General features: G+C 69.3%; 23 protein-coding genes and 2 tRNA genes. 16 read left to right on the top strand and 9 right to left on the bottom strand.

Features of this window, described 5'->3' with window-relative positions; translation table 11 throughout:
- Positions 1-116: 116 nt before the first annotated feature.
- Both cysK and ACKI2N_RS21065 read left to right on the top strand, forming a co-directional pair.
- The gene (cysK, locus tag ACKI2N_RS21070) at positions 117-1,034 is read left to right on the top strand and encodes a cysteine synthase A (RefSeq protein WP_420994817.1); all 918 of its coding nucleotides are present in this window, start codon (positions 117-119) and stop codon (positions 1,032-1,034) included.
- A 141-nt stretch (positions 1,035-1,175) separates the two neighbouring features.
- Positions 1,176-1,376 carry a hypothetical protein gene (locus ACKI2N_RS21065; RefSeq protein ID WP_420994819.1) on the top strand — a complete coding sequence of 67 codons (201 nt, stop codon included), beginning with the start codon at positions 1,176-1,178 and terminating at the stop codon, positions 1,374-1,376.
- A gap of 45 nt (positions 1,377-1,421) precedes the next feature.
- Here the strand turns inward: ACKI2N_RS21065 and ACKI2N_RS21060 are convergent, their stop codons facing one another.
- Positions 1,422-3,143: a hypothetical protein gene (locus ACKI2N_RS21060; RefSeq protein WP_420994821.1), complete on the bottom strand. Its 1,722-nt coding sequence runs from the start codon at positions 3,141-3,143 to the stop codon at positions 1,422-1,424.
- A 640-nt stretch (positions 3,144-3,783) separates the two neighbouring features.
- Between ACKI2N_RS21060 and ACKI2N_RS21055 the strand changes: the two genes are divergently transcribed.
- Positions 3,784-4,053 (top strand): hypothetical protein, encoded by a 270-nt coding sequence (locus ACKI2N_RS21055; RefSeq protein WP_420994823.1) that lies wholly within the window; start codon positions 3,784-3,786, stop codon positions 4,051-4,053.
- 197 nt (positions 4,054-4,250) lie between these two features.
- A complete protein-coding gene (locus ACKI2N_RS21050) occupies positions 4,251-5,090 on the top strand; it encodes a hypothetical protein (RefSeq protein ID WP_420994824.1) in 840 nt (279 codons plus the stop codon).
- 176 nt (positions 5,091-5,266) lie between these two features.
- On the opposite strand, the gene ACKI2N_RS21045 is transcribed toward ACKI2N_RS21050, so the two are convergent.
- On the bottom strand, positions 5,267-5,794 hold the full coding sequence (locus tag ACKI2N_RS21045) for a metal-dependent hydrolase (RefSeq protein WP_420994826.1): 528 nt from the start codon (positions 5,792-5,794) through the stop codon (positions 5,267-5,269).
- A gap of 282 nt (positions 5,795-6,076) precedes the next feature.
- On the opposite strand from ACKI2N_RS21045, the gene ACKI2N_RS21040 reads away from it, so the two are divergent.
- Together ACKI2N_RS21040 and ACKI2N_RS21035 are read left to right on the top strand one after the other, a co-directional pair.
- A tRNA-Glu gene (locus tag ACKI2N_RS21040) sits at positions 6,077-6,152 on the top strand.
- Between the two features lie 81 nt (positions 6,153-6,233).
- A tRNA-Asp gene (locus ACKI2N_RS21035) sits at positions 6,234-6,310 on the top strand.
- Between the two features lie 90 nt (positions 6,311-6,400).
- Here ACKI2N_RS21035 and ACKI2N_RS21030 read toward each other — a convergent pair.
- Positions 6,401-8,044, bottom strand: coding sequence for an ATP-binding protein (locus ACKI2N_RS21030; RefSeq protein WP_420994828.1), 1,644 nt, complete (start codon positions 8,042-8,044; stop codon positions 6,401-6,403).
- A gap of 72 nt (positions 8,045-8,116) precedes the next feature.
- Between ACKI2N_RS21030 and ACKI2N_RS21025 the strand changes: the two genes are divergently transcribed.
- The gene (locus ACKI2N_RS21025; RefSeq protein ID WP_420994830.1) at positions 8,117-8,722 is read left to right on the top strand and encodes a response regulator transcription factor; all 606 of its coding nucleotides are present in this window, start codon (positions 8,117-8,119) and stop codon (positions 8,720-8,722) included.
- A 133-nt stretch (positions 8,723-8,855) separates the two neighbouring features.
- Positions 8,856-9,527: a DUF746 domain-containing protein gene (locus tag ACKI2N_RS21020; RefSeq protein WP_420994833.1), complete on the top strand. Its 672-nt coding sequence runs from the start codon at positions 8,856-8,858 to the stop codon at positions 9,525-9,527.
- 75 nt (positions 9,528-9,602) lie between these two features.
- Here the strand turns inward: ACKI2N_RS21020 and ACKI2N_RS21015 are convergent, their stop codons facing one another.
- Positions 9,603-10,496 (bottom strand): LysR family transcriptional regulator, encoded by an 894-nt coding sequence (locus ACKI2N_RS21015; RefSeq protein ID WP_420994835.1) that lies wholly within the window; start codon positions 10,494-10,496, stop codon positions 9,603-9,605.
- A 131-nt stretch (positions 10,497-10,627) separates the two neighbouring features.
- Between ACKI2N_RS21015 and ACKI2N_RS21010 the strand changes: the two genes are divergently transcribed.
- From ACKI2N_RS21010 to ACKI2N_RS20995, 4 genes are all read left to right on the top strand, one after another.
- Positions 10,628-11,401, top strand: coding sequence for an SDR family oxidoreductase (locus tag ACKI2N_RS21010; protein WP_420994837.1), 774 nt, complete (start codon positions 10,628-10,630; stop codon positions 11,399-11,401).
- 34 nt (positions 11,402-11,435) lie between these two features.
- Positions 11,436-12,341, top strand: coding sequence for an SDR family oxidoreductase (locus tag ACKI2N_RS21005; protein WP_420994839.1), 906 nt, complete (start codon positions 11,436-11,438; stop codon positions 12,339-12,341).
- A gap of 21 nt (positions 12,342-12,362) precedes the next feature.
- Positions 12,363-12,953, top strand: coding sequence for a hypothetical protein (locus tag ACKI2N_RS21000; protein WP_420994841.1), 591 nt, complete (start codon positions 12,363-12,365; stop codon positions 12,951-12,953).
- 83 nt (positions 12,954-13,036) lie between these two features.
- On the top strand, positions 13,037-13,795 hold the full coding sequence (locus ACKI2N_RS20995; protein ID WP_426990927.1) for a DUF3047 domain-containing protein: 759 nt from the start codon (positions 13,037-13,039) through the stop codon (positions 13,793-13,795).
- Between the two features lie 67 nt (positions 13,796-13,862).
- Here the strand turns inward: ACKI2N_RS20995 and ACKI2N_RS20990 are convergent, their stop codons facing one another.
- The 4 genes from ACKI2N_RS20990 to ACKI2N_RS20975 all read right to left on the bottom strand — a co-directional run bounded on the left by ACKI2N_RS20990 (position 13,863) and on the right by ACKI2N_RS20975 (position 16,660).
- A complete protein-coding gene (locus ACKI2N_RS20990) occupies positions 13,863-14,063 on the bottom strand; it encodes a FitA-like ribbon-helix-helix domain-containing protein (protein WP_420994845.1) in 201 nt (66 codons plus the stop codon).
- A gap of 120 nt (positions 14,064-14,183) precedes the next feature.
- Entirely contained in the window at positions 14,184-15,170 is a 987-nt protein-coding gene (locus ACKI2N_RS20985; RefSeq protein ID WP_420994847.1) for a tripartite tricarboxylate transporter substrate binding protein, read from the bottom strand.
- A gap of 53 nt (positions 15,171-15,223) precedes the next feature.
- Positions 15,224-15,502, bottom strand: coding sequence for a muconolactone Delta-isomerase (gene catC / locus ACKI2N_RS20980; protein WP_420994849.1), 279 nt, complete (start codon positions 15,500-15,502; stop codon positions 15,224-15,226).
- A gap of 39 nt (positions 15,503-15,541) precedes the next feature.
- The gene (locus tag ACKI2N_RS20975; RefSeq protein WP_420994852.1) at positions 15,542-16,660 is read right to left on the bottom strand and encodes a muconate/chloromuconate family cycloisomerase; all 1,119 of its coding nucleotides are present in this window, start codon (positions 16,658-16,660) and stop codon (positions 15,542-15,544) included.
- A 144-nt stretch (positions 16,661-16,804) separates the two neighbouring features.
- Here ACKI2N_RS20975 and ACKI2N_RS20970 point away from each other — a divergent pair, with 144 nt between their 5' ends.
- Together ACKI2N_RS20970 and ACKI2N_RS20965 are read left to right on the top strand one after the other, a co-directional pair.
- A complete protein-coding gene (locus ACKI2N_RS20970; protein ID WP_420994854.1) occupies positions 16,805-17,743 on the top strand; it encodes a LysR family transcriptional regulator in 939 nt (312 codons plus the stop codon).
- Between the two features lie 56 nt (positions 17,744-17,799).
- On the top strand, positions 17,800-18,348 hold the full coding sequence (locus ACKI2N_RS20965; protein ID WP_420994856.1) for a hypothetical protein: 549 nt from the start codon (positions 17,800-17,802) through the stop codon (positions 18,346-18,348).
- Positions 18,349-18,843: 495 nt separating this feature from the next.
- Here the strand turns inward: ACKI2N_RS20965 and ACKI2N_RS20960 are convergent, their stop codons facing one another.
- Positions 18,844-19,548, bottom strand: coding sequence for a FadR/GntR family transcriptional regulator (locus tag ACKI2N_RS20960; RefSeq protein WP_420994859.1), 705 nt, complete (start codon positions 19,546-19,548; stop codon positions 18,844-18,846).
- A 430-nt stretch (positions 19,549-19,978) separates the two neighbouring features.
- Between ACKI2N_RS20960 and ACKI2N_RS20955 the strand changes: the two genes are divergently transcribed.
- Positions 19,979-21,226 carry a branched-chain amino acid ABC transporter substrate-binding protein gene (locus tag ACKI2N_RS20955; RefSeq protein ID WP_420994861.1) on the top strand — a complete coding sequence of 416 codons (1,248 nt, stop codon included), beginning with the start codon at positions 19,979-19,981 and terminating at the stop codon, positions 21,224-21,226.
- A 173-nt stretch (positions 21,227-21,399) separates the two neighbouring features.
- Complete coding sequence (locus ACKI2N_RS20950) at positions 21,400-22,341, top strand: branched-chain amino acid ABC transporter permease (RefSeq protein WP_420994864.1); 942 nt, start codon at positions 21,400-21,402, stop codon at positions 22,339-22,341.
- Positions 22,342-22,343 lie beyond the last annotated feature (2 nt).

Below are 22,343 nucleotides of genomic sequence, written 5' to 3'. Positions count from 1 at the left end.
TCCGCAGGCACGGCACGGAAATCCCGATGCCGGCCCGGCGGCCAGCTAGAATCCTCCCGTGCATGTGTGCGGACCCGCCCGCCGGCCCGCATCGAAACCATCCCTGGAGATCCTGAATGAAGGCCGACAACATCCTGCAGACCATTGGCAACACGCCGCATATCCGCATCCAGCGCCTGTTCGGCGATACCCACCAGGTCTGGATCAAGTCCGAGCGCGCCAACCCGGGCGGCTCGATCAAGGACCGCATCGCGCTGTCGATGGTCGAGGCGGCCGAGCAGTCCGGCCTGCTCAAGCCCGGCGGCACCATCATCGAGCCCACCTCCGGCAATACCGGCATCGGGCTGGCCATGGTGGCCGCGGTCAAGGGCTACAAGCTGGTGCTGGTGATGCCCGACAGCATGTCGGTGGAACGCCGCCGCCTGATGCTGGCCTACGGCGCCACCTTCGACCTGACCCCGCGCGAGAAGGGCATGAAGGGCGCGATCGCCCGCGCCGAGGAACTGGTGGCGGCCACGCCGGGCGCCTGGATGCCGCAGCAGTTCGAGAATCCCGCCAACATCGACATCCATGAGAAGACCACCGCGCAGGAAATCCTGGCGGATTTCCCGCAAGGCATCGACGCGCTGATCACCGGCGTGGGCACCGGCGGCCACATCACCGGCTGCGCCCGCGTGCTCAAGCAGAAATGGCCGCAGCTGAAGGTCTTCGCGGTGGAACCGGTGGCTTCGCCGGTGATCTCCGGCGGCGCGCCCGCGCCGCACCCGATCCAGGGCATCGGCGCCGGCTTCATCCCGCGCAACCTCGACACCACGCTGCTCGACGGCGTGATCCAGGTCGATGCCGAGCCGGCGCGCGAGATGGCGCGCCGCGCCGCGCGCGAGGAGGGCATGCTGGTGGGCATTTCCTCGGGCGCCACGCTGGCCGCCATCGCGCAGAAGCTACCCGACCTGCCGGCCGGCGCCACCGTGCTCGGCTTCAACTACGACACCGGCGAGCGCTACCTGACGGTGGAGGGTTTTCTGCCCGCCTGAGCGGAATCATCCGCAGGCGGCAAGGCGCGCGGTGAACCATACTAAGACGGACGCCATTCTTCACCGGCCCTTCCAACCATCCCATTACAAGCGGCACGTCCGCGGCCCGCGGGCTGCGACGTGCCGGAACCAGGAGCAGAGATGACCATTCCCAGTTATGAAGTTGCCCGGCTCGCGTCGCTCGCGGTGCGGCTGGCCCTGTCCTCGGGGCTGACGCACGAAGAGATGCAGGCGGCGCTTAGCCTCGCGGCCACGATGATCGAGCAGGACGAGGATGCCACTCCCGGCGGCAGCGCCGCGGCCAAGGCGGCACACACCAAAGTGACGCGCACGATCCACTGACCTCCCCCGCCAGCCCGCGCGGGGTCCCGTCCGGCCGCGCGCCTCTTACGCCAGCGCGCCTCCCCAATAGAGTTCCGCCGCCGCCAGCACCGTGCGCATCTGCGTGGTGTGGGCCAGGCGGAAGGCATCGTCGTAGATGGTCTGGTCCGGGAACTCCGTGACCAGCATGAACGGCACGGTGGAACGATGGTCCTCCACGATCATGCACGGAATGCCGTTGATCACCGGGAACGGCACCGCGCCCGCGTGCGCGCCCCAGGTGGCAAGCTGCCGCGCGTTGAAAGCGGCCAGTTCGGGCGAGGCCGCGATCTGCGCCGTCAGCGCCTGCATGAATGCCAGCGCCTTGTCCTCGACCCCGCCGTGATGGCGCAGGATCAGGAAAAACCCCTTGGGAATGGTCCAGGTCTCGAAGCCCGGCGGCACGTAGCCGGTGAGCGGCCGTGTCCATTCGTGGGCGGGATAGCCGTGCAGGCTCATGTGCAGGCCCGCGCCGGTGCGCTCGGCCGCTTCCAGCCGCGCCCCCTTCTCGACGAACGGCGCCGCGGTGCGCGCCTCGAGGTCGTCGCCCAGCGCGGTGTAGCGCGCGGCGTGCGACATATGGCGCGGATTGTCCTCGCGCAGTTGCGCGTGCAGCGCGGCGCCGTCCGGGTTCTCCAGCGCGATCACGGCGAAGTTGGCCTGCGGGCGCTGGCGCAGCGCATGCGCTGCGCGCAGCGCGCCGACCACGCCCGAGCTTTCGTTGGCATGCTGGCCGCCGGAGATCACCAGCCCGGGCAGCGTGCCCTCGATATGCGTGCCGTGCACCACGCGCCCTTGCGTGGACACCACGCTGAAGCGCCGGCCGCCTAGCGCCTCCATCTCGGTGGCGGCCTGCTCCGGCGTGAGCGGTTGCGCGAGCGCTGCCAGCCCCGCCGCGGACAACGGCGCGGCGCTCGCGCCCGGCGCCGGCCGCGGATGCGGCAGCACCTCCACGCGCACGTGCGTGGCGCCTTCGCTTGCGCCCGAATGCACGTCCGGCACGATCTGGCCGGGCTGCAAGGTGCGGTCGCCGCGCGGCAGGCCGGCACGGTCCTGGAAATATTCCAGCACGGAAAAATACAGGTCTTCGTGCAGCGCTTCGCGCGTGCTGATGCATTCGTCCTGGTACGCCAGCCGGCGCTCGATGCCGCCGGTGCCGATGGCGATGCGCAACACGTCGAAATACGGCGTGCGCGCGCCCCAGTCGTGCGCGCGGATCGCGTCCATCGCCGCGGCGAAGGCAAGCTCGTATTCGGTGGCCAGCGGCCCGTCCTCGGCCAGGGTCTCGCCTTGCCACAGGCGCAGCCATCCGCACGGCGCGCCCGAGGCCGCGAGCGGCACGAACACGCGGCGGGCCTCGCCGCCGGCCTCGACCACGTAGTGCGCCGCGTCGTCGCCGTCGACCAGGCTCAGGCCGCCCGCGGGCAGCAGGCCGGCGAGCGGATAAGCCTCCAGGCGGAAGCGCTGCGCCTCCTTGGCCGTGGCGGCCGCGGGCAGGCGCACCGTCGCGCCGTGGACGGCGGCGCGCTGCGCCACGCCCGCTTCGTCGAGGAAGAAATGCACCAGCGGCTTGTACGCGCTGCGGATCTCCGCCTGCACGCCGGCGGCGGCCAGCCGCTGCTCGGCCGCATGGCGCGCGTCGGCGTCCTCGAACACCCACGCCTGGGCCCGCGCGCCGGGCATGGCCGCGAGGCGTTCGACCAGGGTGTCGAGGGTGCGGGCGAAGGTGGTGTCGAGCAGGATCGTCATGGCGTGGGCGGAGCGTGAAGGCGATTGGAAGGCAGGGCGCGATGCCGGGCCGGGCGGGCCCCGAAGCGGGAGCGGCCATTATAGGGAAGGCCGCCGAAACGCGCCGGCGCCCCCCGCCGGCACTTCCGCGGCCGTGCACATTTCCTTACAACCCGGACACACGGCGGCGCCGCGCGCTCGCTAAGCTGCACCGTTGTGCAAGCGCCGTCTTGCCCGTCTGAGGAAGTCCGCATGAATGAGCTCCGTCCACAGTCCCCGCCATGGCACCCGGCAGCGGCCCCGGCGCACCGCCGCGCCACCCCTGCCGCGCCGCGCGCAGCCCTTGCGGCGCCGCGGCGGCAGCCCCGATGAAGTGGACCACCATCGTGCTGGTCCTGCTCGGATGGCTGGGAGCCTGCGCCGCGGCGGGATGGCTGCTGATGGCATGTTCCAGCCTGCTCGCGCGATGAATGCCCGCGGCGGCATGCATGCGGCCCGCGCCTCATGCGCGCGCCGCGCCGGGACCGATCGGGCACCGGCGCCCGCCCAATTCGTAACCGCGTATTTCAGCCGTCCCGCGCCGGCCCGGCCCGGACGCGCACGCAGACGCGCCTGCGCGCCGGCCCGCCGCCGGCCAGTTTGCGCCTGGTAAGGAGAAACCATGTACGACCACGCCACCGCACACCAGCACCCGCCCGCCTCGTCGCATACGGGCCATACGGGCCATACCGGCCACGCGGGCCACGCCGCCCATCCCACGCATGCCGCCGGCGACGTGCTGATGTCCGATATCGGCCCCCTCAAGCTGTGCCGCAACTGCGCCGAGTACTGGCCCGCCGACGGCGAGTTCTTCTCGCGCGACGGGCGCCGCCGCGGCGGCCTCGAGCATGTCTGCAAGGCCTGCCGCAAGGAGCAGCGCGTGACGCGCTGAAGCGGCACGGCCCCGTCTATCCGCCATCGGGATGGACGGCGCGCCCGCTTGGTTCGCTGCCCCACATACCCTGCGGCACCCCGGGCCGGAAACGGCGGCGCCGGCCTTGCCTGGCGCGAGCGCGCGCTTACCATGCAGGAACACGCCCGGCGACAGGGCGGAAGCACCGAGAGAAATCGTGGCAAGGCGGGGACATTTTGGCGAACTATCTGGAAGAGTATTGCTCGCGCATCCGTCGCGGGACGGCGGCGGCCGTGATCGACAAGCCGGTACTGGTTGATCGCGATCGCTTCTATGCAATGCGCTACGTGCCGTTCGAGCACACGCACGCGGACGCACGGCTGGTGCTGGTGAGCACCACGCCCGGACATACCCACGTGCAGCTCGCCGCGGAACTGACCGAGCGCCTGCTGCAAAGGCACGCGCCCGGGCGCGCCATCCAGCGCGAGAACAAGCGCCAGGTGGAGCTGGGCGGCCGGCTGGTGCGGCCCAACCTGATCCGCATGCTGGACCATTTCGGCATCGCGCAACTGGTGGGCCTGCCCAATGCGGCATCGCTGTGGGGCGACGGCTTCGCGCGGCTGCAGCCGCTGGCCCTGCTGCCCTACGCCACCACGCGGCGCGGCCTGGCCTTCGACGGCGACCTGGAAGAACTGATGGCGGTGCCGATGCTGCGCAACGTGTTCGAGGCGCTCTTCCTGGAGCGGCTCGGCCAGGGCGGCGACGAAGTCCTGTACGTGGCGCTGGGCCGCACGGCGTGGTCCGCGCTCGGCCACGCGGTCGGCCTGGGCCTGCTGCAGCGGTGGCAGTTGCTCGGCATGCTGCCGGTGCCCGCGCGCGCCGGCAGCATGGTGAAGTATTTCCTGCGGCAGGTCGGCGCGGAAGCGCTCTCGCCGCGCGACCCGGTACGCCACCGCACCGCGTGGCTCGACGCCGCCCATGCCGAGATGACCCTCGGCGTGCGGCGCCAGCGGCAGCGCCAGAGCGCCAGCGAAGCCGGTCCGCAAAATGCGCCGCTGAGCTGCCTGGAAGCCTGAGGCGCGAAACAGTCGGCGCGGCGCGTATGCGCTGGAAATCACCCCACCTCGGAGGGGTGAATGTGGCACTTTTGCCGGCCGTTAGTCATCCCTGAGGGAATTGCCTCCCTCGTATTCCCGATCGGCGGCCCCTCGTGGCCGCCTCTTTTTTGCGCGGCGCCGGTGCGCCGATGCACTCACGCGCGCAGGTGCCAGGCGCGCAGGTAATGCAGCAGGTCCAGGCCGTGCGTGCCATGGAACCACACATGGCGCGACAGCGTGAGCGCCCCCGCCCAGGACGCCGCCACCACCAGCAGGTCGCAGCGTCCGCTCTTCCACCAGTTCAGCGAATGCCGCCGGAAGATCCACGGCACGCCGAGCGGATTGGGCCAGTCCGCCAGCAAGTGCATGAGGCCGCCGCAGGCAAAGCCGAACGCCGGCGCGGCCAGCGCATGGCTGCCCAGCGCGCGCTGCGACAGCACCAGCAGGGCGAGCCACGCCACGCCCCAGTGCGTCCAGGTCCGATGGGTAATCCACAGGCGGCGCGACCTCGACCACCACGCCACTTCCAGCCAGTCGGGCGCGCCCCCGCCGGCCACGCCCGCGGCGAAGGCGAGCGCGGCGCCAAGCTGGCAAGGACCGCCCGCGCCGGCGCGGGCGACGATCGCCGCCGCGATCAGTCCCGCCGCCCATCCGGTGGCGTGGTGTGCTTTGCTGGAAGCCATGAGTGGAGCGCGCTGCAATGCCGTGAAAACGAAGGGGCGCAATGGTGGCAGATCGGCGCGCGGTTGAACAGCGGGAAGCAGGCGCGGCGAGCGGCGGGGCGAGCGGCGGGGTGAGCGGCAAGACCGAGCGTGGCGGCGGCCGGAAAAGCGCGCCGCCGAGGATGGCAGTCCCGCGCGGTTCTTTTTGCATTTCGATAAATTAACGCTTCACAGCCGCAATGAAGGGCGCTACAATTGCGCCCCTCGCGACATAAAACCGCAAGGTGTTGCAAGCAGGTTTATGTCCCCTTCGTCTAGAGGCCTAGGACATCACCCTTTCACGGTGAGTACAGGGGTTCGAATCCCCTAGGGGACGCCAGTTTCGAAGGCATGCCAGTCAGTCATGGCAGCTTCGGCAAGCGTCGGAGCCGGTCGCACCGGTTCCTGCAGCAGCCAATGTGGAGCGGTAGTTCAGTTGGTTAGAATACCGGCCTGTCACGCCGGGGGTCGCGGGTTCGAGCCCCGTCCGCTCCGCCACAGAAAAATGCCCGCCGCCAGGCGGGCTTTTTTTCGCCTTCCGCTTTCCTCCGTTTCCCCGTTGCGCCGTTGCGCGTTCCCTGCGCGGCCTCACGCGCCCGCGCCATCCAGCCCGCGCGGCAGCCTGACGTCGAAGCACGAACCCTGTCCTTCCTTGCTGCTGACGCGGATCTCGCCGCGGTGCAGGTCCACCGCCAGCTTGACCAGATACAGGCCCACGCCCGCCCCGGCCGTGCCGGCCACGTTGGCGCCGCGCACGAAGCGCTCGAAGATATGGCCGCGGTCCTTGTCCGGGATGCCCATGCCGCGGTCCGCCACCGACACGCTGACGGTGTCGGCGTCGCCGCGCACATGCACGGTGACCGGCATGCCGGCGGCCGAGTACTTGATGGCGTTGCCGATCAGGTTGCTGAAGGCCTGGAACAGCAGCTTGGCGTCGCCGTGGAAGATCTCGGCCACGCCGGGGTCGACGATCTCCTCGATCACGGCCGCCGGCGAGCTCTCGCGGTGCATCTCGCAGACTTCGTGCACCAGCAGGCCGAGCGAGAAATCCACGCCGCGCAGCGAGGCCAGGCGCCCGCCGTCGAGCCATTGCGAGGAGTCGAGCAGGTGGTCGATCAGGCTGGTCATGCGCCGCACCGCGCCGCGGATGCGTCCGCAGCGCTCGCCCAGCACTTCGGCCGACGGGCTTTCCTTCATGCGCATGAGACGCTGCGCGTGGCCGTCGATGACGTTGAGCGGGGTGCGGAATTCGTGCGAGGCCATCGAGACGAAATTGCGCTGGAGCATGGCCATGCGGCGCTCGTTTTCCAGCGTGTCCTGCAGCATGGTGGTCTGCGCGGCCAGCGCGGCCTTGCTGCGCTCCAGCTCCAGCGTGTTGTCGCGAAAGCGCACCACCGCGCGCGCGATCTCGCCGATCTCGTCGCGGCGCCCGGCACCCGGTATGTCGACGTGCGGATCGTTGTCGGTGATGCGGTGCATGCGCTCGACCAGCGCCGCGATCGGGTTGGACACCGCCCGGACCAGGTAGGCCACCGCGGCGATCACCAGGCAGCACGACACCAGGATGGCCCCGGTGATCAGGCGCTGCGCCTCGCGATAGGCGAGCGCCTCGCGCTCGGTTGCCGCGGCCGCGCCGGCCACGTTGCGCTCGGTCAGCACGCCGAGCGTGCCGTTGGCCTGCTCGAACGCGCGCCGCGATTCGCCCCGGTACAGCGCCACCGCCTGCGTGGTGTCCTTGCGGCCGGCCAGCGCCACCACGTCGTCCACGCGCTGGCGGTAGGCGGACCATTGCGCCATGAACTGCTCGTAGAGCGCCTGCTCGCCGGCGTCGTGCGCGATCTTGCCATAGCGCCCTTCCACCTCCTTGATCACGTCGTCCAGCCTGGCGATCTGCTCCTGCGCCGCGCGCAGGTCGGCGCCCGTGGTGGCGATCAGCGCATCGCCTTCGAAGGCGCGGTAGTCGGAAATATAATTGTTGAGGTCGCCGAGGATGCGGTTGCTCTGCAGCCAGCGCCCGCTGATCTGCGCCGACACGCTGTGGAAGTTGCTCAGGCGGTTGAGGCCGAACAGGCCCACGCCGGCCACCAGCAGCAGGAACAGCACGAACACGAGCGACAGGCGCACGCGGATCGGCCGCAGCATCGGCACCGAATCGGGCAGCCCGGCCAGGCGCCGTCCGAGCCCGCGGCGCACGCGCCGGGTGCCCGGCGCCGGGTGAGTCGGGTGATTCATAAGACTTTTATCCTGGAATTCGCTACGCTCTGCCTGTGGGGCCCGCCGCCCCGCCCGCCACCCAGGAACATCATGAACGACGCCAGCCGCAAGATCCTTTGCATCGAGGACGATGCCGAAACGGCCGCCCTGATCGCCGAGGAGCTGGTCGAGCGCGGCTTCGCGGTGCGCATCGCGCATGACGGCCAGCAGGGCCTGGCCAGCATCCTGCGCGACGCCCCGGACCTGGTGCTCTGCGACGTGAGTATGCCAGTGATGACCGGCTTCGAACTGCTGGAGAAGATCGTCGCGCTGGCGCCGCGCTTTGCCGACATGCCGTTCGTCTTCCTCACCGCGCTGGCCCAGCGCGAGGCCGAGCTCAAGGGCCGCCGGCTGGGCGCCGACGACTACGTGACCAAGCCGGTGGATTTCGACATCCTCACCAGCATCGTCGAGACGCGGCTGGCCCGCGTGGCGCGCACCCGGCACGGCCTGCCCGACGTGCAGTTGAGCGAGCGCGAGGTGCAGGCGCTGGTCTGGTCCGCGCGCGGCAAGACCTCCGGCGAGATCGCCACCATTCTCGGGCTGTCCAAGCGCACGGTGGACTTCCACATCGACAACGCCCGCCAGAAGCTCGGCGTGGCCACGCGCATCGAGGCGGTGGTGAAAGCAGCCTCGGCCGGCATCATCAAACCTTAAGCCGGGCCCGTCCCGGGCCCCGTCCGCGCAACCCACTGTGATCAATCACAGTTTCGGGCTTGCCCCATCGCCCCTAGAATCTGCCCACTTTCATCGCTCCCGGAGCCTGGGCCGGTTAGCCCGCGCCGACGTTATGAGCAGATTCGCCCCTTCCCGGCCGGCGCTGGCCGGGCACGATTCCGGCGGCACGCAGCCGCTCGCCCGCGAGCCGCGCCGCGCGACCACGCTGATCCATATCGGCGCGCGCGCCGCCAACGCCGCCGGCGACGAAGGCCTGGCCGACTACCTGATGTCCGCCTGGCGCCGCCTGCACGTGGCCAGCCGCCGCGCGCCGCGCTGCCCGCGCTGCGGCGCGGGCGCCGCCTTCCACAGCACCGACGAGAGCGGCTTGCCGCAATTCCAGTGTGCCGGCTGCCGCCAGCCGTTCACCCGCCTGACCGGCACGCCGATGGGGCGCCTGCGGCTGGGGGACAAGGCGCAGACCTTCTTCCAGCTGGTGTCGCACCAGATCACCACGGCGGAAGCCGCGCGGCGGCTCCTCATCAAGAGCGAGACCGTCAGGCACTGGTCGCTGCAGACCCGCCTGTGGCTGCTGGCGCTCGATCCGACGGGCGCGTGGGAAAGCCGCGTGCTGCTGGGCGTGCGCTACGCGGTGCTGCCCGAAGGCGCGCCCGTGAAACCGCTGGCCGCCTCGCCCGCATGCCGCTGCGCGATGGCATCGGACGACAGCGATGCGCTCGCGGAAATGGAAAATCCGCCCTTGCTGGTGCGGGTGTGTCCGTTGTGCGAACTCAAGGCGCACTGAACGAAGGCGCACTGACTTTCTCGCCGTCCTCGCCGGCATCCGCCGCCCGCTGAACCTGCGGCGCTGCGCGCGGCGCTAGCCGCCGGCGTTCTCGAACACTTCGCGCAGCCACTGCACGAACACGCGCACGCGCGAGGAAAGCTGCCGGTTCTGCGAATACAGCACCGACACCGGCATCGGCGGCGGCGGCAGTTGCGGCAGCACGATGCGCAGCCGCCCGTCGGCCAGTTCGCTGCCCACGCGGTAGCGCGGCACCTGCACCAGCCCCAGCCCCGCCACCGACGCGCCCGTGTAGAGATCGGCCCCCGTGACCGACACCGCGCCCGGCAGCTGCACGGCGCTCACGCGGCCGTCCACGGTGAACTCCAGCGGCACCGCCTTGCCGGTGGCACTCGATATGTAGTTGACCGCGCGATGCGCCGCGAGCGCTTCCAGGCCATCCGGCTCGCCATGCCTGGCCAGGTAGGCGGGGCTGGCCACGGTGACCTGCTCGAGCAGCGCCACGCGCCGGCCCACCATCGACGAATCCTGCAGGTTGCCCGCGCGCAGCACGCAGTCCACGCCTTCGCGCACGAGGTCGACCAGGCGGTCGTCCTCGCCGATGTGCACTTCCAGGTCCGGGTACTGCGCCAGGAAATCCGGCAACGCCGGCACCACGAAATGCCGCGCCAGCGTGCCTTGCAGGTTCACGCGCAGCATCCCCTTCGGCGCGGTGTCGCGGAACGACCCTTCCGCTTCCTCCAGGTCGGCTATCAGGCGCACGCAGCGGCGGTAGTAAGCCTCGCCGTCATGCGTGAGGCGCACCGTGCGCGTGGTGCGCTCCAGCAGCCGCGCGCCGATGCGCGACTCCATGCGCTTGATCAGGTTGGTGATGGTGGCGCGCGGAATCTGCAGGTCCTCGGCGGCCTGGGTAAAGCTCTGGCGCTCGGCGATGCGCACGAACGCCTGCATTTCCTGGAAGCGATCCATCTGGATAGCCGACCTATTGTTAAAGAAAACGGAGCAATGATACCAATAAAGCGCCAATTATCTATCCATAGGAATGGTCCATGATTCGTCTCACCAACCCGCGTCACTCACCACCGCAAGGAGAACGAATCATGAGCACCACCAACACCACCCTCGGCAACGGCAACGGCGGAAGCAAGGGCAAGGTCGCCATCGTCACCGGCGCCTCGCGCGGCATCGGTGCCGCCATCGCGCGGCGCCTGGCCCGCGACGGCTTCGCGGTCGCCGTCAACTACGCTTCCGGCGCGGCCCCGGCCGAAGCGCTCGCGGCGGAACTGAAGGCAGCCGGCGCGGCGGCCATCGCCGTGCAGGCCGATGTCGCCAAGGCCGAGGACGTGCGCCGCATGTTCGAGCTCACCGAACAGCAGCTGGGCAAGGTCGACGTGCTGGTCAACAACGCCGGCGTGCTCAAGACCCTGCCGCTGGCCGACACCAGCGACGCCCTCTACGACCAGACCTTCGACATCAACGTGCGCGGCACCTTCAACACGCTGCGCGAAGCCGCCGCGCGCCTGAACGAAGGCGGGCGCATCGTCAACTTCTCCAGCACCACGCTGGCGCTGAACATGCCCGGCTACGCCATCTACAACGCCACCAAGGCGGCGGTGGAATCGTTCACCCACGTGTTCGCCAAGGAACTGCGCGGACGCGACATCACCGTAAACGCGGTGGCCCCCGGCCCGATCGCCACCTCGCTGTTCCTCGACGGCAAGACCGAAGAGCAGATCCAGGCTTTCGCCAGGATGCCCCCGCTGCAACGCCTCGGCCAGCCCGACGACATCGCCGCCGTGGTGAGCTTCCTCGCCGGCCCCGATGCGGGCTGGGTCAACGGCCAGATCCTGCGCGCCAACGGCGGCCTCGCCTGAGCGCCATCGCGCGCGCACGTACGGAGAAAACACCATGCACAACACCAGCCAGCAAGTCATCCTCGTCACCGGTGCCGGCACCGGCATCGGCAAGCTCAGCGCCCAGGCGCTGGCCGAAGCAGGCCACATCGTCTACGCCACCATGCGCGACGTGGAAGGCCGCAACCGCGAGCGCGCGCAAGCACTGCGCGCGCTCGCCGCCCGGCGCGGCATCGCGCTGCATCCGCTCGAGCTCGACGTGCTGTCGCAGGAATCGGCCGATGCCGCCGCCGCCCGCGTGGTGCGTGAACAGGGCCGCATCGACGTGGTGATGCAGAACGCCGGGCACCTCGTGGTCGGCCCCACCGAGGCCTTCACGCCCGAGGACATGATGCGCGTGTTCGACACCAACCTGTTCGGCGCGCAGCGCGTGAACCGCGCGGTGCTGCCTTACCTGCGCCAGCGGGAAGCCGGGCTGATGCTGTGGATCAGCAGCACCACGACCAAGGGCGGCTTTCCCCCGTTCATGGGGCCGTACGGGGCGGCCAAGGCGGCCATGGATTCGCTGGCCGTCACGCTGGCCTACGAAGTGGCGCGCTTCGGCATCGAGACCTCCATCGTGGTGCCGGGCGCCTTCACCCGCGGCACCGCGCACTTCCCCAGCGCGGGCAAGCCGGCCGACGCGGCCACGGCGGCGCAATACAGCCGCTACGACGGCGTGATGGACCAGATCGGCGCGCGCCTGAGCGCGCTCACGCCCGACGACGCGGATCCGCAGGCAGTGGCCGATGAAATCGTGCGCATCGTGGGGCTCGCCGCCGGCACGCGGCCGATGCGCTCGGTGATCGACTTCGTCGGCGACGGCGCGCGCGAAGTGCTGGCCGTGTCGGAACGCGTGCGCATCGCCTTCGCGCAGCGCATCGGCATGGGCGACCTGCTCGAGGCGCGCGTCTCGCGCTAAACCTGCGCGCTCCCGGGAGGCATGATGAAACGATGGATCCGGCTCGCCTTCGCCATGCTGCTGCCGGCCCTGCTCGCCGCGTGCGAAGCCGGCCCCGCCGCGCCGGCCAATGCCGCGCTCACCCAGGGCAAACCCATGAAAGCCTCGAAGACCTACCTCTACCTGCTGCGCAAGACGCCGTTCTTCACCGGCCTGGACACCGCGCAGCTGCGCTGGACCATCGGCCATTCGCGCGAGTGGGAAGTCGACGCCGGCACCGTCATCGCGCAGTGCCAGGGCACGGGCGCCGCCAGCACGGACATGTGGGTCCTGCTCGACGGCGGCTGGCAGCTCGAACATGCCGGCCACGCCTATCCGGCCGGCCACGCCGCCCCCGGCAAGTGGTTCAGCGCGGACCGCGGCGCGGGCGGTTGCCGCGTGGTCGCCACCGGGCACAGCTACGTCATGCAGATCGCCCGCGCCGAGTTCGACGCCATGGTGGCGCAAGGCTTCGCGTTCGGCCCGCACCTCGATGCCGGACGGCGCTACTACGACGGGATCTTCAGCGCCGCGATGACAGCGCGCGCGGACAACGCCGGCCACGCCGGCCGCGCCGGCCGCGCCGCCCCGTAGCGCCCCGATCCACCGCGCCAGGCAAACCCCGGGCCGCCTGCCTACAATGGAATCCCCGTCACACCGCCGGCAGGCCTCCACACATGACCATGCTCCGCGCTTCGAGGTGGCTTTCCCGGACCCGCCGGCTGGCGGGCCTGCTGGCTTGCGGGCTGCCGCTGTGGGCCGCGGCCCAGGGCGCGCCGCCCGGCGTCGCGTTCTCCACGGACACGCCGGGCGGCGCGCTGCCGGCCGGCTGGAAAAACCTGCCGGTGGCGCACGGCAAGATGAGCACGCGCTACAGCCTGGTGGCCGACGGCAGCACCACGGTACTGGAAGCGGATGCCGACGCCTCCGCCTCGGCGCTGATGCACGACGGCGACATCGATCTCGCCGCCACGCCGCAGGCAAGCTGGCGCTGGAAGATCGAACAGCCCATCGAAAACGCCGACAACCGCGTGGCCGCGCAGGAAGACGCGCCCGCGCGGCTGGTCTTCCTGTTCGACGGAGACAAGGAAAAACTCTCGCTCGGCGAGCGTGCCGCCATGCAGCTCGCGCACACGCTGGCCGGCGAGGACCTGCCCTATGCCACGCTGATGTACATCTGGTCCGACAGCGCGCCGGTGGGCACCATCATCGACAACCCGCACACCTCGCGCGTCAAGATGATCGTGGCCTCGGGCGGCCCCGGCGACGTCGGCAAGTGGCTGTCCCTGAGCCGCAACGTGGCGCAGGACTACGAGCGCGCCTTCAAGGAAGCACCGGGCCGGCTCACCGCCTACGGCCTGCTCACCGATACCGACAACACCGGCGCGGTCGCGCGGGCGTGGTACGGGGATATTCGCTTTTCGGCGGGGAAATAGGGCAGCAGGCGAAAGCGGGGGGATTTACGCGAAGGGGTTCAGCAAGCGAGCGCCGCAGCCCGCGAAGTCATCGACATTGCGGGTCATGAAAATACATGGACGGCCCCGGACGATGGATCGGGCCGCTCGAAATCGCTGTCCTCGCCGACAGGGCCTGCGCGAGGATCTCGCGGTGTTCCGCCTCTGCGCTGCGCCCGTGCGCGGCGGCGCGCTCGCGCAGCCGCTGCACCAGTGCCTCGTCAATCCCGCGAACCAGGAGAGTGGCCATGATTTCCCCTTCCGATACTGTCACGCAAGAACGATGGCACTGCTATCGGCAAGGGGCAATCGGCGCACCGCCAGGAAACACGGTACCCGCCGAGAAGAGGCGGCAGCGACACTCAAATGATCAATCCGCGTGAATCCCCCGCTCGCGGATCAGCTTGCCCCACTTCTGCGTTTCCTCGGCCAGGTGCTTGCCCAGTTGCGCGGGCGTGCTGCCGATCGGCTCGGCGCCGATGCCGGCCAGGCGGGTACGCACCGACGGCTTGGCCAGCGCCGCCACCATCGCCTGGTTCAGGCGCGCGACCACGGCGGGCGGGGTCCTGGCGGGCACGAAGGCGGCGAACCACGGCGACAGGTCGTAGCCCTTGACGCCGGCCTCGGCCATGGTGGGAACGTTGGGCAGCGTGGTGGAGCGCCGGGCCGTGGTGACGGCGATGGCCGTGAGCTTGCCGGAATCGATATGCGGCTTGGCCGAAGTGATGCTGTCGAACATGTAGTCGACCTGGCCGCCGAGCAGGTCGGTCATGGCCGGGCCGCTGCCCTTGTAGGGCACGTGCAGCATCTTGACGTCGGCAAGCGAGGTAAACAGTTCGCCGGCCAGGTGGATCGAGGTGCCGTTGCCGGCCGAGGCGTAGGTGTACTTGTCCGGGTTGGCGCGCGCCGCGGCAATCAGGTCCGGCACCGTGGCGGGCAGCTTCCTGGCCTTGTTGGTGACCAGCACGTTGGGCACCACCGCCAGCAGCGAGACGGGCGCGAAGTCCTTGACCGGGTCATAGCTCAGGCGCCCGTACAGCGCCGGGTTCACCGCCATGCCGTTGGCCACGATGATCAGCGTGTAGCCGTCCGCGGGCGAGCGCGCCACCATTTCGGCGCCGATGTTGCCGCCCGCGCCGGGACGGTTTTCCACCACGATGGCCTGGCCGAGCGAGGCCGACATCTCCTCGCCCAGCGTGCGGGCGATATTGTCCATCGCGCCGCCGGCCGGGAACGGCACGACCCAGCGGATCGGCTTGTCCGGATAGTCGCCGGCGTGGGCCGCGGGGACGGCGGCCAGGGTAGCCAGTGCGCAGGCAGCGCCGACGGCGAGGTTGCGCAGGAATGGCAGGCGCATCGAAGTCTCCTCTTGGGATTTATTGAATTTATCGGGTCCGGCGCGCGGCGGCGCTACCTGATCGACGACGGATGTTGCGCCAGCGGCGTGACATGGATCGCCATGTACGGGAACAGCGGCAGGCCGGACAGCATGGCGTGCAGCGCGTCGTTGCTTTCGGCATCGAACACGCTGTAGTTGGCGTACTCGCCCACCACGCGCCAGAGATGCGGCCACTTGCCCTGCCGCTGCAGGTCCTGCGAATAGGCCTTCTCGCGCGCCTTGATCTCGTCCGCCAGCGCGGCGGGCATGTCGGCCGGCAGCTTCACGTCCATTCTCACCAGGAAAAGCATGTTGTCGTCCTCGTTGTACCGATGGGCCGCGCGGCGCGCTCAGGCGCGGCGGTAGTGTGCCAGCTTGTCCTCGTCCAGCGTCAGGCCCAGGCCCGGGCCCGCCGGCAGGTGCAGCGCGAAATCGCGGTATTCCGGGCGCGCGGTCACGATGTCGTCCTTGAGCAGCAGCGGGCCGAACAGCTCCGTGCCCCAGGCCAGCCGCGGCAGCGTGCAGAAGCCGTGCGCGGCGGCGATGGTGCCCACGCTGCCTTCGAGCATGGTGCCGCCATACAGCGCGATGCCGGCGGCGTCGCCCACCGCGGCGGTGCGCAGCATCTCGTAGATGCCGCCGGACTTGGAGATCTTCAGCGCGAACACGTCGGCCGCGGCCTGGCGCGCCAGGTCCATGGCGTCCTCGGGGCCGCACACGGCCTCGTCGGCCATCACCGGCACCACGAAGCGGGCCGCCAGGCGCGCCAGCGCGCCGCGCTGCTCGCGCGGCACCGGCTGCTCCACCAGGTCGATGCCGGCGGCTTCCAGCATGGCGATGCCGGTGGCCGCCTCGGCCTCGTTCCAGGCCTGGTTGACGTCCACCGTCACGCGCGCGCGGTCGCCCAGCGCGCGCTTGATGGCCGAGACGTGCGCCACGTCGTCACGCACCGGGCGGCGTCCGATCTTGAGCTTGAAGGTATTGTGGCGGCGCGCGGCCAGCAGCGATTCGGCCTCTTCGATATCCCGGCCGGTGTCGCCGCTGGCCAGGGTCCACAGGCAGGCCAGGTTGGGACGGACCGCGCCGCCCAGCAGCGCCGACAGCGGCAGGCCCAGGCGCTTGCCCTGCGCGTCGAGCAGCGCCGACTCCAGCGCCGACTTGGCGAAGCGGTTGCCGCGCGCCACCGAGCCCAGGCGCTGCATGGCGGCGTGGACGTTGCTCGCGTCGAGCCCGGCCAGCGCGGGCGCCAGGTAAGTGTCGATGGTCAGCTTGATGCCTTCGGGGCTTTCGTCGCCGTAGCTCAGGCCGCCGATGGTGGTGGCTTCGCCGATGCCTTCGATGCCGTCGCTGCAGCGCAGCCGCACGATCACCAGGGTCTGGCGCTGCATGGTGGTCATGGCCAGCTGGTGGGCCCGGATGGTGGGCAGGTCGACCAGGATGGCTTCGACGGAGGTGACGGTGGCTTTCATGCTTGAGTGACTACCTTGATGTCTGCCGGGCCCGCGGGTGTGGAATAGCCCGGATTCGCTGCGTGCAGTATCCAGCTTGACAGCGGGGGTGTCCAAGACCGAGTATGTCCCGATCCATACCTTTAAAGTATAGAAGGAGGCGCCGTGGAGCTTCGCCACCTGCGCTATTTCCAGGCCGTCGCGGAAGAGCTCAACTTCACCCGTGCCGCCGAGCGCCTGCATATCGCCCAGCCGCCGCTGTCGCGCCAGATCCGCCAGCTCGAAGACGAGATCGGCACGGTGCTGCTGGACCGCTCCTCGCGCGCGGTGCGGCTCACGGAAGCGGGCCGCTTCCTGCTGGAGCAGTCGCTGCAGCTCGGCCAGCGCATCGACGAAATCGTGGAGGGCACGCGGCGCATCGGCCGCAACGAGAAGCGCTGGTTCGGCATCGGCTTCGTGCCGTCGGTGCTGTACGGCTTCCTGCCCGAGCTGATCCGGCTGGTGCGCGGCTCCGACGCGGCGCTGGAGGTAGGCCTGTCCGAACTCACCACGGTGCAGCAGCTCGAAGCGCTCAAGGCCGGCCGCATCGACATCGGCTTCGGCCGCATCGTGCTGGACGACCCCGCCATCACCCGCACCGTGGTGATGGCCGAGCCGCTGATGGTGGCGGTGCCCGGCGGCCACCCCGCGCTGGACCGCCCGCCCATGACACCCGACCAGCTCGCCGCCCACCCGTTCGTGCTCTACCCGGCGCGGCCGCGGCCCAGCTACGCCGACCACGTGCTGGCGCTGTTCCGCACGCGCGGCCTGCAACTGCGCGTGGCGCAGGAAGCCAACGAGCTGCAGACCGCCATCGGGCTGGTGGCCGCCGGGCTGGGCATCTGCCTGGTGCCGGCATCGGTGCAGCGGCTGCACCGCGACGACGTGGCCTATATGCCCATCAACGCGCCCGGGTTCACCTCGCCGGTGATGATGAGCTACCGCACCGACGACCGCTCCGCGCTACTGGCCGAAGTGATCGCTCGCGTGGGCAAGCTGGCGGCGCACGGCGCCGATACTGCTGCGGCGCGCAAAAAACCCCCCATTTATCCCATGAATGGGTGATGCGCGGCCGCCGGCCGGTTTGTACAGTGTTTACATAAAAAAGATACGGGGGAATCATGCCGCTGCACTCAGCGCTGGTGCCGGGCCAGGGCGCCGGCCTAAGGGGATGGCACCTGGCCGCCGCGCTCGTCCAGGCCAGCCTGCATGCGCTGCGCCAAGGCTGGCAAGACATGCAGGGTAAGGCAGCGCTCACCACGGCGCCGGCGCCGGACAGTCGCGCCGCACTGGCTCGCCACAGCGCCCCGCGCCTGCACCTGCGCTACAGCGACGTGCCGCTGACGCCCGGCACCCCGCGCCTGACCGTCACCGCCGCCCTGCTGCGCGAAGATGGCACCGACATCACCGACACCCTGCCCCCCGCGGCATGGTCCTGGCGCCCGGCCTCCGGCATCGCGATGCGGGCCGGCTACGGCGCCGTCACCGTCGACCCCGAAGGCGAAGCACACGCCATCTCCGTCTGCCCGCGCGGCACCAGCCTGTCGCTCTCCGGCACCAGCCACGCCGACTGCCGCAGCCCAGTCGCCGGCATCGAGGTCACGGTGCAACTGCCCGGCGGCGAACGCCTGAGCCAGCGCGTCCAGCCAGCGCTGGCGGGGCTGGAATAGGAAGAGAGAAAAGAGAGAAGAAGCCAGAACAGCAGGCACCCGGGACAAGCACGATGTCCCCAAAACACCCGTACGCCCGTACGCCCGTACGCCCGTACCCGCGCACCCGCGCACCCGCGCACCCGCGCCCCGGTCCACCACGCCCACCACGAAACCACAAAGGCGCTACGCCGTGGCCGCCAAAACCGGTAACGGCAGATGGCCGGACAAGCAGTGCACCCGCCATCATAGGTCTGGCCCCGAAACCAATACCACCAGCAAGATCGCGGACGCCCGCACCGGTAACGGCAGGATGCCAGCAGAACCACAGGCCCCACCACGAAACCACCAACAACCAGAAACCCCAACGTTTCTGCCCCTGCCGGCCAGGCAGTCCGCTTTCTTTGCCTACTTTCTTTTCGGAAAAAAGAAAGTAGGTCGCTCCGGGGGAGCGAAAGCCTTTGACTTTGAAGTTGACTTTGACTTTGAAGTTAAAGCCTTCAACCTGGAACCCCCTCACCCCTTCAAATACATATTCAACCTCTTAGCCGCATTCCGCAGATGCGTCTCCGCCGCCTCCGCCGCGCGCTCCGCATCGCCCGCCACGATCGCCTCGTAGATCGCCTTGTGCTCGTCCTGCACCGCCTCGACGAGATTGGCGTGGTGGCTCTTGGTATTGCTCCTGGCCTGCCGGATCACGCGCCGCGCGCCGTGTTCGAGATGCTCGCTGAGCGCCTGGAAATGCGGGTTGTGGGTGGCCTCGACGATGGCCTGGTGGAAGGCGAAATCCTCCTCGTCGCCCAGCCGGTCGTTGGCGATCTCGTACTCCATGCCGATCAGCGCGCGCCGGATCCGCTTGAGGTCCTCCGGCGTGCGGCGCATGGCCGCGAACTTGGTGGCGGCCACTTCGATGGTCACCAGCAGTTCCATCACCATCGCCAGCGAGTCTTTCTCGTCGATGGCCACGTCCTGCATGCGGAACGCCTGGCGCTGGCTGCGCTCGGTCACGAACACGCCGCTGCCGGCCTTGGGCGCGACCAGGCCTTCTGACTTTAGCTGCGAGAGCGCTTCGCGCACCACCGCGCGGCTCACGGAAAACTGCTCGCACAGCACGCGCTCGCTGGGCAGGCGGTCGCCCACGGCGAACTCGCCCGACTGGATCGCATGGATCAGGCGCCTGGCGATTTCGTCGGGCAGATGCTTGGGCTCCGGATGGAACATGGTTCCCTCCGGGCGCTGGATCAACGGTGGCGAGGCACCGGTCATGGTCTTGTTCACTGCTTGCTCCCTGGCGTCGGCCGCCCCGCGGCTGCGCGTGATGCTTGGATTCTTGAATTGGCCTTACAGGTCAATGTAGCACGTCTTGAGCGGGGTGAAACGTGCGGAATGCCCGGATACGGCACATGCAATGTTTCCTTTGATCTCCCGCAGATTCAATCCACGTATAGGGAAACGGCGAGGATGCCGTTTTCTTGAGTCACGCGCCCGCGGCGCTCTTGGTAGAAACCCTCGCACCGCGCACTTCGTCGTTGACGGCTTCCGCACATCTCCCTATAGTAAACCTGTCAGACCACTTTATACACAGGTCAGACCGCCATGGCGAGCCCGTATCAGCGGCGCCAGACGACCCCAACAAAGTAAGGAGACACACATGAGCGGTAGCCGTATCACCCGTCCTTTGTTCGCAGCCGCGGCACTTTCCCTGCTGGCCGGCGCGGCATCGGCGGCGCCGGTAAAGATCGCGCTGGTCGAAACGCTGTCCGGGCCGCAGGCCTCCACCGGCCTGATGTTCCGCGCGGCGGCGCGCTATGCGATCGACAAGATCAACGCCACCGGCGGCTGGAACGGCGAGCCGCTGCAACTGGTCGAGTACGACAACCAGGGCGGCCCGGCCGGCGCGGCCGACAAGCTCAAGGCCGCGGTGGCGGACGGCGCGCAGATCGTCATGCAGGGCTCGTCGTCGGCGGTGTCGGGCCAGATCACCGAGGACGTGCGCAAGTACAACCTGCGCAATCCCGGCAAGGAAATCCTGTTCATGAACGTCGGTGGCGAAGCCATGGAGCTGACCGGCGAGAAGTGCCACTTCTACCATTTCAAGTTCGCCACCAACGCGCAGATCCGCGTCAAGGCGCTGGTCGGCGCCATGAAGCCGCTGCACGCGCTGGGCACGCGCGTGTACTCGATCGACCAGAACTATTCCTGGGGCGTCGACATGGAAAAGGCGACCACCGACTACGCCGGCCCCGGCGGCTACACGGTGGTCGAGAAAACCCTGCACGACGTCAACAAGGTGCAGGACTTCTCCCCCTACGTGGCCAAGATCTCCGCGGCCAGGGCCGACAGTGTCATCACCGGCAACTGGTCCAACGACCTGCTGCTGCTGATGAAGGCCAGCAAGGCCGCCGGGCTGAAGACGCGCTTCGCCACGGTGTTCCTCGACCAGCCCGGCAACATCGGCAACGCCGCCGACGTGGCGCTCGGCCACTTCGTCGCTCACCCCTTCAATGCCGAGGCGGGCGGCGCCGACAGCGAGCGCTTCGCCAACGACTTCAAGGCCAGGCAGGGCCATATGCCCGCCTACATCGAGCCGCAGACCGTGTTCGCGGTGGAAATGCTGGGCGAGGCCCTCAAGACGGTCAGGCCCGAAGGCGGCAAGCTCAACACCAGCACGCTGGCCAAGGCACTCGAAGCGGCCAGGGTCAAGACCTCGATGGGCGAGATGAGCATGCGTGCGGCCGACCACCAGGTGCTGCTGCCGATGGTGGTATCGGAAGTCTCCAAGGACGCGAAGTTCAAGGTAGACGGCACCGACATGGGCTTCAAGCCGGTCAAGACCTTCTCCGCGGCCGAGGCCGCCACGCCGCCGCAGGCCAGCTGCAAGATGCTGCGCCCCACCTGATCCGCCGCGCGGGCCACGCGCCCGCTTTCGGCTAGCACCCCGCTAGCACCGCGCCAGCAAGTCCGACCCGGTTCCCGCCGCCACCGAGCGGACCGGGCCGGGCGCGGCCGGCCGGACTCCGACGGGATTCCGGCCGCCGCGCGCCGTACCGGCTCGTTCCAAGGAAAGCCTTCATGGAATACCTCATCGTCTCACTGCTCAACGGCGCCATCTACGGCCTGCTGCTGTTCATGGTGTCGGCAGGGCTGACGCTCATCTTCGGCATGATGGGCGTGCTCAACTTCGCCCACGCCTCGTTCTACATGCTGGGCGCCTACTTCGCCTACACGCTGCAGGGCACGCTCGGCTTCTGGCCGGCCATCGTGGTCTCGCCGGTCCTGGTCGGCCTGGTCGGGGTGGCGGTGGAGCGCTTCTTCCTGCGCCGCGTGCACCACCACGGCCACGCGCACGAGCTGCTGCTGACCTTCGGCCTGTCGTTCATCATCGCCGAGCTGATCAAGCTGTTCTTCGGCAATTTCCCGGTGGACTACCGCATCCCGGCGGCGCTGGATTTCCCCGCGTTCCAGCTGGGCGCCTCGGCCTACCCTGTCTACCGCGTGTTCATGGGCGCCGTCGCGCTGGCCATGTTCGCCGTCATCTACCTGCTGCTCACGCGCACGCGGGTCGGCATCGTGGTGCGCTCGGCCATCTACAAGCCGCGCATGGCCGAAGCGCTCGGCCACAACGTGCCGCTGGTCTTCATGGGCGTGTTCGGCATCGGCGCGGCGCTGGCCGGCCTGGCCGGCGCGGTGGCCGGCGCGTTCTACACCACCAACCCCAACATGGCGCTGGAGCTTGGCGTGATGGTCTTCGTGGTGGTGGTGGTGGGCGGCCTCGGCTCGCTCGGCGGCGCCATGCTGGCGTCGCTGCTGATCGGGCTGATCACGTCGTTCTCGGTGGGCATCGACCGCAGCCTTGCCGACCTGCTCGCGCTGTTCGGCGCGGGTGCCTGGGCCGAGCACGTCGGCGGCCTGTTGACCCTCAAGCTCTCCAGCCTGGCCGGAACCATCCCGTTCGCGCTGATGCTGCTGATTCTGCTGGTGCGTCCGTCCGGGCTGATGGGCGAGAAGGAGTAAGC

Origin of the sequence: Cupriavidus sp. 30B13, from assembly GCF_049059565.2 — a bacterium.
Classification (GTDB): Bacteria; Pseudomonadota; Gammaproteobacteria; order Burkholderiales; family Burkholderiaceae; genus Cupriavidus.
The sequence above is the reverse complement of the archived record's forward strand: the minus strand, read 5'-3'. Positions and strand labels throughout refer to the sequence as shown.